At 74.5% G+C, this 13,658-nt stretch carries 4 protein-coding genes; all 4 read right to left on the bottom strand.

Annotation, left to right across the window (positions count from 1 at the left end; translation table 11 throughout):
• Positions 1–107: 107 nt before the first annotated feature.
• The 4 genes from IE287_RS31405 to IE287_RS31420 all read right to left on the bottom strand — a co-directional run bounded on the left by IE287_RS31405 (position 108) and on the right by IE287_RS31420 (position 13,657).
• On the bottom strand, positions 108–566 hold the full coding sequence (locus tag IE287_RS31405; protein WP_229883859.1) for a winged helix-turn-helix domain-containing protein: 459 nt from the start codon (positions 564–566) through the stop codon (positions 108–110).
• A gap of 883 nt (positions 567–1,449) precedes the next feature.
• Positions 1,450–3,840, bottom strand: a complete 2,391-nt coding sequence (locus IE287_RS31410) for an ATP-binding cassette domain-containing protein (protein WP_189852634.1) — start codon at positions 3,838–3,840, stop codon at positions 1,450–1,452.
• Between the two features lie 152 nt (positions 3,841–3,992).
• Positions 3,993–4,208 (bottom strand): MbtH family protein, encoded by a 216-nt coding sequence (locus IE287_RS31415; protein ID WP_189852635.1) that lies wholly within the window; start codon positions 4,206–4,208, stop codon positions 3,993–3,995.
• 20 nt (positions 4,209–4,228) lie between these two features.
• A complete protein-coding gene (locus tag IE287_RS31420; RefSeq protein WP_189852636.1) occupies positions 4,229–13,657 on the bottom strand; it encodes a non-ribosomal peptide synthetase in 9,429 nt (3,142 codons plus the stop codon).
• Between the last annotated feature and the right edge of the window lies 1 nt (position 13,658).

Consider the following 13,658-nt stretch of genomic DNA (forward strand, 5'->3'; position numbering starts at 1 on the left):
GCGTCGGGGGCGGTGGGGTCACGCTGCGGGGTGCGCGGGGGCGCGCACGGCCCGGGGCGCGCGGCGGGGAGGGGCCGCGGGCGTGCGTGACGGGAGGCGTGCGGCGGTCAGAGCCCGCCGGCGTTGCCCACCGGGACGGCCTCGGCCGTGGCCGCGTTCTCCAGCATGTAGCCCCTCCCCCACACGGTCCTGATCGAGAGGTCGATCGGCAGGAGCCGGCGGCGGAGTCGCATGATGTGCAGGTCGAGCGAGTTCCGGTTCAGCGTCGGCGTGCGCATGGCGAGGCACTCGACGAACTCGGCGCGGTAGACGACCTCGCCGAAGCGGTCGATGAGCAGGCGCATCAGCTCGGTCTGCGTGGTGGAGATGGTGATGGAGTTGGGGCCGTAACTCAGGGTGCCGGTCGAGTCGATCGTCGGCACCCGACAGCTGTCGAAACGGTTCTGCAGCGCTTTGACCCGGGCTTCCAGGTCGTCTCTGGACACCGGGGGACGTATCCAGTCCTCGACCGGGTCGTTGCTGATGGGTGGCTGCGCGCCCGCCTCGACGACGAGTAAGCGCGGCACCCCCTCTTTGCGGTAGCGGGTCCGCAGATCCGCCTGTGCAGGCCATCGAACGAAGACGACGTCGGTGTTCCGAACGCCCACGAGCACATCCTCCTTGGACATCCCACGAAAGCCGGCGGCCCGTGCGGTGACGGGCGGGGCACGTGTCTTTCACGGCAAGAGCGCGTGGTTCCTGGCGGGTTTCCGGTGCGGCTATGCGTCCATCGCACCCCGCAGGGGCCGGGGGCGGATTCCGGTCGGGGCCAGGTCCGGGGGATGTGCGCGGCGGGGAGGGCGCGGGGGCCGGGAGGGGCGCCTCGTGACGCCGGTCCCGGCGGTGCGGGAGGTCACGCGGTACGGGGTCGGGCCGTCCGCCCGACATCGCCCGCCGGGGAGCGTGCGGGCGCCGGGGAGCGGGCGGGCCCGTCGCGCGCCGGGGAGTACGCGGCTCCGCCGCGGGGCCGGGGGGCCGTCGCCCCGCCGCGGGACGAGAAGGGCGCGGCCGCGTCGCGGGCCCGGGAGTACGCCGCTACATCGGGGGCGCCGGCGGGTGCCGGCGCAGCGCGGACGGCGGCGGGCGCCGCTCCGGCGCGGACGCTGACGGGCGCCGTTGCACCGGCGCCTCGGGTGGTGCGTACGACATCGGCACCGGGGGCGGTCGTCGCGACATCGCCGTCGCGCCGTCTCCCCGGACTCCCGCGTGGTCGCGACACAGGTCACGCCCATCACTGCCTCCACATCGGACTGGGTCTCCATCGACCTCACCCCATACTTGATCGGAACATGCCGACCTGTCGCAGGGGTGAAAGATCCTCGCCAGATAAAGATCGGCGACGGCCGAAAGGCGCGGTACGGCCGCCGGGCCCGCCGGCCCCGGTTCGGACGGGGCGGGCGGGAGGTGCCGTCAGGCGCCGACGTACGCCGCCAGGTGCTCGCCCGTGAGGGTCGAGCGGGCGGCGACGAGCTCGGCGGGGGTGCCCTCGAAGACGACCCGGCCGCCGTCGTGGCCGGCCCCGGGGCCGAGGTCGATGATCCAGTCGGCGTGCGCCATGACCGCCTGGTGGTGCTCGATGACGATCACCGACCGGCCGGAGTCGACGAGCCGGTCGAGCATGCCCAGGAGCCGCTGGACGTCGGCCAGGTGGAGGCCGGTGGTCGGCTCGTCGAGCACGTAGATCCCGCCCTTCTCCGCCATGTGCGTCGCCAGCTTCAGCCGCTGGCGCTCGCCCCCGGAGAGGGTGGGGAGCGGCTGGCCCAGCGTGAGGTAGCCGAGCCCGACGTCGGCGAGCCGGGCGAGGACGGCGACGGCGGCCGGGGTGCGGGCCTCGCCCACGGCGAAGAAGTCCAGCGCCTCGGTGACCGGCAGGGCCAGCACCTCGCTGATGTCCCGCCCGCCGAGCCGGTACTCCAGGACCGAGGCCTGGAACCGCCGGCCCTCGCAGATCTCGCAGGTGGTCGCGACCCCCGCCATGATCGCGAGGTCGGTGTAGACGACCCCGGCACCGTTGCAGTTCGGGCAGGCGCCCTCGGAGTTGGAGCTGAAGAGGCCGGGCTTCACGCCGTTGGCCTTGGCGAAGGCCTTGCGGACCGGGTCGAGGAGGCCCGTGTAGGTGGCGGGGTTGCTGCGCCGCGAGCCCCTGATCGGCCCCTGGTCAACGGAGATCACCCCGTCGCGGCCGGTGACCGATCCCTCGATGAGCGAGCTCTTGCCGGAACCGGCCACCCCGGTCACGACCGTGAGCACCCCGAGCGGCACGTCGACGTCCACGTCCCGCAGGTTGTGCTTCCCGGCCCCCCGCACCGGGAGCGCGCCGGTGGGGGTGCGCACCCCGGTCTTGAGGGAGGCCCGGTCGTCGAGGTGGCGCCCGGTCAGGGTGCCGCCGGTCCGCAGGCCCTCGACGGTGCCCTCGAAGCAGACGGTGCCGCCCGCGGTGCCGGCGCCGGGGCCGAGGTCGACGACGTGGTCGGCGATGGCGATGGTCTCCGGCTTGTGCTCGACGACGAGCACGGTGTTGCCCTTGTCGCGCAGCCGGAGCAGCAGGCCGTTCATCCGCTGGATGTCGTGCGGGTGCAGGCCGACCGTCGGCTCGTCGAAGACATAGGTGACGTCGGTGAGGGGCGAGCCGAGGTGGCGGATCATCTTGACGCGCTGCGCCTCGCCGCCCGAGAGGGTGCCGGAGGACCGGTCCAGCGAGAGGTAGCCGAGCCCGATGCCGACGAAGGAGTCGAGGGTGTGGCGCAGCGAGGCGAGCAGCGGGGCGACGCCCGGCTCGTCGAGGCCGCGGACCCACGCGGCGAGGTCGCTGATCTGCATCCGGGAGGCGTCGGCGATGCCGACGTCGCCGATCCGGGAGGTGCGGGCCCTCTCGTTGAGCCGGGTGCCGCCGCAGTCGGGGCACTCCATGAAGGCGACCGCCCGCTCGACGAAGGCGCGGACGTGCGGCTGGAGGGCGTCGACGTCCTTGGCGAGCAGGGACTTGCGCACCCGGCCGACGAGGCCCTCGTAGGTGGTGGTGAGGCCGCCGACCTTGAGCTTGGTCGGGGGGTGGTGGAGGAAGTCCTCCCGCTCCTTCCCGGTGTACTCGGCGATCGGCTTGCCGGGGTCGAGCAGGCCGGACTCGGCGAAGACCCGCCAGTTCCAGCCGCCGACGTGGTAGCCGGGGACGGTGACGGCGCCGTCGTCGAGGGACTTCGCCGCGTCGAAGAGCTGGTCGAGGGCGAGGTCGGTGACGGAGCCGATGCCCTCGCAGCGGGGGCACATGCCGCCGGCGACGTCGAAGGCGCGCTGCTCCTCGACCCTGCGGCCGCCCTGGTCGATGGTGACGGCGGTGGCGCCGGTCATCGAGGGGATGTTGAAGGAGTAGGCGCGGGGCGAGGGGAGCCGGGGCTCGGCGAGGCGGCTGAAGAGGATGCGGAGCATCGCGTTGGCGTCGGTGACGGTGCCGACGGTGGAGCGCGGGTTGCTGCCGATGCGCTCCTGGCTGACGATGATCGCGGTGGTGAGGCCGTCGAGCACGTCGACGTCGGGCCGGCCGAGGGTGGGCATGAAGCCCTGGACGAAGGTGCTGTAGGTCTCGTTGATCAGCCGCTGCGACTCGGCGGCGATGGTGTCGAAGACCAGGGAGCTCTTCCCGGAGCCGGACACGCCGGTGAACACGGTGAGGCGGCGCTTGGGGATCCGCACGTCGACGTCGGCGAGGTTGTTCTCCCGCGCCCCGTACACCTGGATGAAGTCGTGGGGGCCCGCGGCGGGCGTGGAGTCCTCGGGTCCGGGTCCGGTGGTCGCGCTGGGCATGGCGTCTCCAGGGGTGTTCGAAGGTGCCCTCACTGTATATCTGCGTATCGAGTGGGGACTTCGGGACGGTTTTACGCGGAGGACGGGGTGCGAAGTCTCAAACGCCCAGGTCCGCGGGGGGAAGGGTTCCGCCCGCGGACCCGGGATGCGGATCAGACCGCCGGGGTCGCCTCGCGCAGGCTGCGGGGGCGGATGTCGGGCCAGTTCTCCTCGACGTACGCGATGCTCTCGGCCCGGCCCGCCGGGCCGAAGACGATCCGCCAGCCGGCGGGCACCTCGGCGAAGGTGGGCCACAGCGCGTGCTGGTCCTCGTCGTTGACCACCACGTGGAACTCGCCGTTCTCGTCGTCGAACGGGTTGACGCTCATCTCTGTCTCCTTCGTCGTGCTCAGGGTGCGGACCGGGTGATCTCGTTGACGACGCGGCTGATCTCCGCCGCGTTCTGGGGCCATGTCATCTCGTTGTGGGCGCAGTCGATCTCGAAGCGCCGTACCGAACCGTCGGTGAACTCCCGCCACATGACGTCGAGTTCCACCTCCAGTTCGCGCCGCTCACGGGTGCCCTGGTCGATCAGGGCGCTGAAGAAGACCAGGTCCCCGCGGAAGACCGGGGAGGTGAAGCGGGTCATCAGCTCCGTGTGCTCGATGAAGAGGGCGGTGGACGTGCCGACCAGCGACTCGAACTCGTCCATGCCGGCCAGGTGCCCCATGTAGTGGGCGAGGTAGCGGCGCACCATCTTCTCGTCCGGGGTCCGGAAGTCGGCGAAGTAGGTGGAGGGGCCCGAGTCGAGCACCGCCAGCAGCCCCACCTCCCGTCCCCGGCGCTGGAGTTCGGCGGCGACCGCCTGGGCCAGCGGTCCGCCGAGGGACCAGCCGAGGACGTGGAAGGGCCCCTCGGGCTGGACCCGCACCATCTGGTCGGCCCAGTCGTCCACCAGCTCCTCGACCGAGGAGGCGCGGGCCTCCCCGGCGAAGCCGCGGGCCTGGAGGCCGTAGATCGGCCGCTCCGGGTCCAGGTGCTGGGCGAAGCCCAGGTACGCCCAGGAGAGCCCGCCGCCCGGCGGCACCCACCACAGCGGGGCCCGGGTGCCGCCGGTGCGGATCGGGAGCACCACCGAGAACGGGTCGTCGAACTCGACGTCCTCCTTCCCCGCCGCCAGGTGCTCGGCGACGCCGGCCACGGTCGGGTTCGTGAACACCGTCCGGATGGCGACCTCGAAGCCCAGCTCGGCGCGGATCCGCCAGATCAGCCGGATGACCTGGAGGGAGCTGCCGCCGCAGTCGAAGAAGTCGTCCTCGACCCCGATCCGGTCCACGTCGAGGACCTCGGCGAAGAGGGCGGCCAGCTCGGCCTCCATGGGCGTGCGCGGCGCGCCGTGGTCCTCCTCCGCCCGCTCCGGTACGGGCAGGGCGGCCCGGTCCACCTTCCCCCGGGCGGTCAGCGGGATCCGGGCGACGACCACGATGTCGGCCGGCACCAGGTGCTCGGGGAGTTCGGCGGCGAGCTCCTGCCGGAGCGCGGCCGGCAGCCTCGACGCCCGGCGGGAGACCGCGGGCGCGTTGGCGAGCTGCCTGCTCCGGGTGGCGAGGGGCCGGTGGACGCCGTCGTAGCAGTGGGTGGCCCCCGCGGGCACGACGACCGCCTCGAACCAGCCGGGCGCCTCGTCCGACCAGGTGCACAGGACGGTGCGGCCGCGCTCCTCGCCCCAGACCTCCAGCGCGTGCGGGTCGAGCGGCGTGCCGTCCGGCGCGCCGGGCACGCCGCACTCGGCGGCCTCGGCGACGAGCCGGGCGTTGGGCACCCGGGTCAGCCGGAGCCGGCCGCCGTGCCGCTCCAGCTCGGCCTCCAGGCCGTCGAGGTCCCGCACGTCCGCGCCCCAGACGACGGTGTGGACGTCCGCGAGGCGGGTCGGCCGGCTGGACTCCTTGTGCAGGACGACCTCGTAGCGGTGGCGGCTGAGCTCGTTGGCGTACGCCCCCGGCTTGAGGCGGACGTCGACGGCGACGACCTCGCGCCGGGCGGCGGCCCACTCGGCGAAGAAGCCCGGGTCGAGGAGGAGTTCGGTCTCGCCCAGCAGGGCCCGCTCGACGCCGGCCCGCACCTGGGCCGGGGTGTCGTCCGGGTGCTGGGCGTGGTGGACGGCGGTGAGGAACTCCCGGTGGGTGGCGAGGTTGCGGACGTCGCCGACGACGATCCGGCCGCCCGGGGCGAGCCGGCCGAGGGCGACGTCCAGGACCCGCCCGAGGTAGCCCGCGTCGGGGAAGTACTGCACGACCGAGTTGAGGAGCACGGTGTCGAACCACGCCTCCGGCAGCCCCTCGGCGGAGTCGGCGGGCCCGGAGAGCAGCGTCACCCGCTCCTTCAGCACCGGATCCGCGGCGACCTGGGCGCCGAGGCGCTCGATGACCGGCTCGGAGAAGTCGGTGGCCCAGTAGGCCTCGGTGCCCGGGGCCAGCGGCCCGAGCTGGAGGCCGGAGCCCGCCCCGATCTCCAGGATCCGGCGCGCCCCGAAGGCCCGCACCCGCTCGACCGTGGTGGCGCGCCACGCCTCCATCTCGGGCAGCGGGATGGGCGCGCGGGTGTAGGAGCTGTTCCAGCCGGTGAAGTCGGAGCCGAGCCGCGGGTCGGGCTCGGCGTCCCCGTACATCGAGTCGTAGATCGCGCGCCACTTCTCGACGTGGGCGTCGACGTCGGCGTCCGGGACCTCGGGGACCACGTACGCCGTGAGGCGCCGCTCGCCGAGCCGGTCCTCGCGGGCGACGACGGCCGCCGCCGCCACGCCGTCCCTGCGGCGCAGCGCGGCCTCGACCTCGCCGGGTTCGACGCGCAGGCCGCGCAGGGTCAGCTGCCCGTCGGCGCGGCCCAGGAACTCCAGCTCACCCTCGTGGTTCCAGCGGACCAGGTCTCCGGTGCGGTACATGCGGTCGCCGGCGCCCCCGTGCGGGTCGGGGACGAAGCGCCCGGCGGTGGTGCCGGGCCGGCCGGCGTAGCCGCGGGCGACGCCCTCGCCGCCGACGTACAGCTCCCCCACCACGCCCTGCGGCACCAGCCGGAGCCGGTCGTCGAGGACGGCGAGGCGGCTGCCGGCCAGCGGGCCGCCGATGGGCAGCGGGTCCTTGGCGCGGTCCGGCGCGTCGATGACGTGGCGGGTGGCGAAGACGGTGGTCTCGGTGGGGCCGTAGGCGTTCACCACGCGGGGCGCGGTGCCGTCGGCGGGCAGCCGGCGGACGGCCTCGGGCGACAGGACGTCGCCGCCGGCCCAGACCGCGCGCACCCCGGCGAGGCTCTGCGGGTGGTGGCGGGTGAGCAGGTCGAACTGGGCGGAGCCGAGCCAGAGCGCGGTCACCTCCCGCTCGGTGACGAGGGCCGCGATCCGGGCCGCGTCGAGCCGCCCGGGCGGTGCGACGACGGCCGTGCCGCCGTGCAGCAGCGGCACCCACAGCTCGTAGGCGGCCGCGTCGAAGTCCTGCGGGGAGTGGACGAGGACCCGCTCGTGGGCGCCGTCGCTCCAGCAGGGGTCGTCGACGAGGGCGAGGAGGTTGCGGTGGGTGACCTCCACGGCGTTCGGCGGGCCGCTGGTGCCGGAGGTGTGCATCACGTGGGCGAGGTGGCCGCCGCGCAGGCCGGCGAGGTCGGGGGCGGTGTCGGGGAGGCCGGACAGGTCCTCCTCGGCGAGGCGCTCGTCGAGGACCGCGACCGGGTCGAGCCCGGCGAGCAGCCGCTCGGTCCTGGCGCGCGGCACGGTGGGGTCGAGCGGCACGTGCCCGGCGCCGGCCTTCAGGGTGCCCAGGATCGCCGCGACCATCAGCGGGGAGCGTTCCATCAGGAGCGCGACCCGGCGGTCGGGGCCCGCGCCGAGGGCGCGCAGACGGTGGGCGATCCGGTCGGACCAGCGGTCGAGCTCGGCGTAGGTCCAGCTGTCGGCGCCGTCGCCGGAGACGAGCGCGACGGCGTCCGGGCGGGCGGCGGCGACGGCGGCGAAGCGTCCGGGGACGGTGTCGGCCGGGCCGTGGTCCCGCCGGCCGCCGGCCGCCGCGCGGTCGCGGCCCGACCAGCGGCGCAGGGCCGCCAGGTCGTCCCCGGTGAGGAGCTCGACCGCGCCGAGCGGCGTCTCGGGGGCGGCCGTCCACCGGCGGAGCAGGTGGCGCCAGCGGTCGAGGAGGGCGGTGACGGTGGCGCGGTCGAACAGCTCGGTGGCGTACTCGGCGACGCCGTCGATCCGGTGGCGCCCGTCGGCGTCGGTCCGCTCGGTGAGGTTGAGGAACAGGTCGAAGCGGGAGACGCCCATGTCGACCGGCTCGTGGGTGACGCGCAGGCCGGGCAGGTCGAACTCCGGCTGGACGTTGTTCTGGAGGGCCAGACAGACCTGGAAGAGCGGGTGGTGGGCGGTGGAGCGCACCGGGTTCAGCGCCTCGACGAGGTGCTCGAAGGGGATGTCCTGGTGGTCGTAGGCGGCGAGGCCGACGTCCCTGACCCGGCCGATCAGCTCGGTGAGGGCGGGGTCGCCGCCGGTGTCGACGCGGGCCACCCAGGTGTTGACGAAGAAGCCGACCAGCCGGTGGAGCGCCTCGTCGGTCCGGCCGGCGATCGGCGAGCCGATCGGGATGTCGTCGCCCGCGCCGAGCCGGCTGAGCAGTCCGGCGAGTCCGGCCTGGAGCACCATCGACACGGTGGTGCCGGTGCGCAGCGCCAACTGCCTTACGGATTCGGTCAGTTCCTGGTCGAGCTCCAGCGGCAGCAGCTCGCCGGCGAAGGAGGCGACGGCCGGACGGGCCCGGTCGGCGGGCAGGTCGAGCGCCTCGGGCAGCCCGGCGAGCCGCTCCGCCCAGTGGTCGAGCTGGCGGCGGTAGAGGCTGTCGGGCCCGTCGCCGCCGAGGAGTTCGCGCTGCCACAGGGTGTAGTCGGCGTACTGGACGGGGAGCGGCTCCCACCGGGGCTCCCGCCCGTCGCGGCGGGCGGTGTAGGCGGTGGTGAGGTCCTCGGCCAGCGGGCCGAGCGACCAGCCGTCGGCCGCGATGTGGTGCAGCGGGAGGAGCAGGACCGCGTCCTGGTCCCCGGTGCGGAAGAGGGCGGCGCGCACCGGTATCTCGGTCGCCAGGTCGAAGGGGCGGCGGGCCTCGGCGCGCAGCGCGGCGGCCAGGGCGTCCTCGGTCACCCGGTGCTCCCGCCAGGGGACGGTGACGGTCTCCGGGGCGAGGACCCGCTGGTGGGCGACGCCGTCGTGCTCGTCGAAGACGGTGCGCAGCGACTCGTGGCGGACGACGACGTCGTGGACGGCGAGGCGCAGCGCCTCCGGGTCGAGCGTGCCGCGCAGCCGCATGGAGAGCGGGATGATGTAGGTCGCCGAGGGGCCCTCGAAGCGGTGGATGAACCAGAGGCGCTGCTGGGCGAAGGAGACGGGCAGCCGGTCCGGGCGGGGCAGCGGCAGCAGCGGCGGGCGGGTGGTGCCGCGGTCGGTGAGGTGGACGGCCAGTTCGGCGACGGTCGGGGCCTCGAAGACGGTCCGGATGGGGATCTCGACGCCGTGGGCGGCCCGGATGCGGCTGACGACGCGGGTGGCGAGGAGCGAGTGGCCGCCGATGGTGAAGAAGTTGTCGTCGACGCCGACCCGGTCGAGGCCGAGGACGCCGGCGAAGATCGCGCAGAGCGACTCCTCCTCCGGGGTGGCGGGGAGCCGGCCGCGGCGGGCCGCGGCGTACTCGGGCACGGGCAGCGCGGCCCGGTCGAGCTTGCCGTTGGCGGTGAGCGGCACGCTGCCGATGGGGACGATCGCCGAGGGGACCATGTACTCGGCGAGGCTCTTCGCGAGGTACTCGCGGAGCACGGCGGGGAGCGCGGTGACGCCCGCGGCGGCGGCCGGGTCGTTGATCCAGGTGCCGGCGCCCGCCACCGGCACGTAGGTGCCGGCGAGGGCGGGCTCTTGGGGGCCGGCGTCGGTGAGGACGACGGCCTCGTAGCGGTCGACGGCGGAGCCGGACCAGGTCGCGGCGGCCCGCCAGCCCAGCTCCGCGGCCCAGGCGGTCAGCGCCTGCGGGGCGAGGGGCGGGGCGGTGGGCGGGGCGGACTCCTCCAGGCCGAGGGCGCGGGCGGCGGCCGCCTCGTGGACGACGCGGGCGTTGGGGATGCCGGTGATCCGGACGGCCGGCGCGCCGAGCGCGCGGACCCGGCCGGCCAGGGCGCCGAGGTCGCCGTCCCACTCCAGGCGCGGGGCGTCGGTCACGGAGCGGGGGCCGCCGGCGGGGTCGCCGCCGGGCTTGTGCACCACGACCTCGTACCGGTGCCGGGTGAGCTCGTTCTCGTACGCGCCGTCCTTGAGCCGGACGTCGACGCCGGCGGCGCCGGTGCGCTCGGCCCAGCGGTGGAACCAGTCCGGGTCGACGACGAGTTCCTTCTCCAGGAGCAGCGCCTGGTCGACGGCGCCGCGCAGCCGGGCGGCGGGCACGTCGCCGTGCCGGGCCCGCTGGACGGCGGCCTGGAAGGTGCGCAGCGAGCGGGCGCGGCGGAGGTCGCCGAGGACGAGCCGGCCGCCGGGTTCGAGGAGTTCCCAGGCGCCGTCGAGGACCCGCTCCAGATAGCGCTCGTCGGGGAAGTACTGGGCGACGGAGTTGAGGACGACGGTGTCGAAGATCCGCGGGATGCCGTCGAGGTCGTCGGCGCGGCGGCAGAGCAGCCGCACCCGCTCGGTCCAGCCCGCGTCGGCGACCTGGCGGCCGAGCCGTTCGACGACGGTCTCGGAGAAGTCGGTGGCCCAGTAGGTCTCGACGCCGCCGGCGATCCGGGCGAGCAGCAGGCCGGTGCCGGCGCCGAGTTCGAGGACGCGGCGGGGGCCGTGGGCGAGGATCCGCTCCACGGCGGCGTCCTGCCAGGCCCGCATCTCGTCGGCGGGGATGGGCTCGCCGGTGTAGCTGGACACCCAGAGGTTGAAGTCCTCGCCGAGCTCCTCGTCGGTGACCTCCCGGTAGCCCTGGTCGTAGATCTCCTGCCATTCGCGGACCTGTTCGTCGGCGGCGACGACGCTCTCGACGGCGTCCCGGTCGGGCAGCACGTAGGAGACGATCCGCAGGTCGCCGGCGGAGTCCCGGCGGGTGAGGGCGATGGCCTGGCGGACGGCGGGGTGGCGGCCGAGGGCGTGCTCGATCTCGCCGAGCTCGATGCGGAAGCCGCGTACCTTGACCTGGCCGTCGGCGCGGCCGAGGAAACAGATGTTGCCGTCGGGGAAGAAGCAGGCGCGGTCGCCGGTGCGGTAGATCCGCCGGCCGGGTTCGGCGCCGAAGGGGTCGGGGACGAAGCGTTCGGCGGTGAGGTCGGGGCGGTTGACGTAGCCGAGGGCGGTGACGGGGCCGCCGATGTAGAGGTCGCCCTCGACGCCGACCGGGCAGGGCTCCAGCTGCTCGTCGAGGACGTAGTAGCGGGCGTTGTCGATGGGCCGGCCGTAGGGGATGCTGCGCCACTCGGGGTCGATGGCGCCGACCCGGAAGGAGTTCGACCAGACGGTGGCTTCGGTCGCGCCGCCGAGGCTGACGACCTCGGCGCCGGGGAAGGCGGAGCGGACCTGGTCGGGCAGGGCGAGCGGGGTGAAGTCGCCGGAGAAGAAGACGAGGCGCAGCTTCCGGGCGCCGGGGTGGCCCTCGGTCTGCGGGAAGAGCGGGACGAGCTGGTTGAGGGTGCCGGGGACCGAGTCCCAGAAGGTGATGGGCTCGGTCAGCAGGACGTCGAGGAGCATCTCGGGGTCGCGCTGCTGGGTGGCGTCGGCGACGTAGACGCCGCCGCCGACGGCGAGCAGGCCGAAGATGTCGAAGACGGACAGGTCGAAGTCGAGGGCGGTGACGCAGAGGCTGACGTCGTCGGGGCCGAAGCCGAAGGTCCGCTCGCACCAGTGGATCAGGTTGTGGACGGGCCGGTGGGCGACGGTGACGCCCTTGGGCTTGCCGGTGCTGCCGGAGGTGAAGATGACGTAGGCCGTGTTGTCGGCGTGGGCGACGGGCTCGGGGTCGATCTCCCCGTCCAGGGAGAAGGCCATGCCGGCGCTGCCGACGTCGAGGAGTTCCACGCCGGCCGGCGGCGTCCACGTGTGGGTGTCCTCGGTGGTCAGCACGAGGGTCGCCCCGGTGTCGGCGAGCATCCCGGCGACCCGTTCGGACGGCAGGGCGGTGCCGACGGGCAGGTAGGCGCCGCCCGCCTTGAGGACGCCGAGGACGGCGGCGATCATCAGCGGGCCGCGGCGGACGGCGACGCCGACGACGGTCTCGGGTCCGACGCCGCGGCGCTTGAGGGTCCAGGCGATCCGGTTCGCCTGACGGTTGAGCTCGCGGTACGTCAGGGTGCCGCCGGCCCAGCGGACGGCGACGGCGTCGGGGCGTTCGGCGGCCTGCCGCTCGAAGGGGAGGTGGAGGGGGCCCGGACAGGGGAAGTCGCGGGCGGTGTCGTTCCAGCCGTACAGCAGCCGTTCGCGCTCGTCGGCGTCGGCGCGGCGGCCGTCCCCGGCGGCCGGCAGGGGCGGCACGTCGAGGCCGCCGATCCGGGCGGCGGGGTCGGCGGTGACCTGCTCCAGGAGGCTCAGGTACCGGTCGGCGATGGCGGCGGCGGTGGCGGGGTCGAACAGCTCGGTGGCGTACTCCAGGTCGACGGTGACCGTGCCGTCGGTGGGGTGGGGCATCAGGTTGAAGAAGAGGTCGAACTTGGCGGTGCCGGTGGGGACGGGCTCCATGGTGGCCGTCACGCCGGGCAGGTCGAGCTCCTGGCGGACGCTGTTCTGCCAGGCGAGGGTGGTCTGGAAGAGCGGGTGGTGGGCGGTCGACCGCTCGGGCCGCAGCAGCTCCACCAGCCGCTCGAAGGGCAGGTCCTGGTGGTCGTAGGCGGCGAGGGCCTTGGCGCGGACCCCCTCCAGGACGCGGGTGAAGGAGTCCTCGCCGGTGAGGCCGACCCGGAGCACCCAGGTGTTGACGAAGAAGCCGACCAGGTCGTCGAGGGCCTCGTCGGTGCGGCCGGCGATCGGGGAGCCGAGCGTGATGTCCTCGTCGCCGCCGAGCCGGTGGAGGAGGACGGCGAGCGCGGCCTGGAAGACCATCGGCACGGTGGTGTCGTGGGTGCGGGCGAGCCGCTCGGCCCGCTCCAGGAGCGCCGCGGGCAGGACGAAGCCGTGGTTGTCGCCGCCGTAGCCGGCGCGGGCGGGGCGGGGCCGGTCGAAGGGCAGGGCGAGCGGCCGGGCGACGCCGTCGAGCTCCCGGCGCCAGTGGCGCAGCTGGGTGGAGAAGACGCTGTCCGGGTCGGTCTCGTCGCCGAGGAGTTCGCGCTGCCAGAGGGCGTAGTCCGCGTACTGGACGGGCAGTTCGGCCCAGTCGGGGGCGGTGCCGGCGACGCGGGCGCGGTAGGCGGCGGAGAGGTCGCGGGTGAAGGGGCCGAGGGAGCCGCCGTCGCCCGCGACGTGGTGGATGACGACGGCGAGCAGGGCGGTGTCCCGGTCGGGGCTGAGCAGGTGGGCGCGGACCGGCGGCTCGGTGGCGAGGTCGAAGCCCTCGCGGACGGAGGTGGCGACGAGGGAGTCGGCCTGCTCCGGCGGGACCCAGCCCCAGTCGGTCCAGGGCAGGTCGAACGCGTCCGGGGCGAGGGTGCGGGGCAGCGGCCGGCCGTCGAGCTCGTCGTAGACGGTGCGGAGGATCTCGTGGCGGGTGACGACGTCCAGGAACGCGGCGCGCAGCGCCTCCCGGTCGATCGTCCCGCGCATCCGGATCAGGACCGGGATGTTGTACGTCGCTGTCCGGCCCTCGAACCGGTTGATGAACCACATGCGCTGTTGTGCGTACGAGAGGGACGCCATG

This window comes from Streptomyces omiyaensis (genome assembly GCF_014650895.1).
In the GTDB taxonomy this organism is placed as follows: Bacteria; Actinomycetota; Actinomycetes; order Streptomycetales; family Streptomycetaceae; genus Streptomyces; species Streptomyces omiyaensis.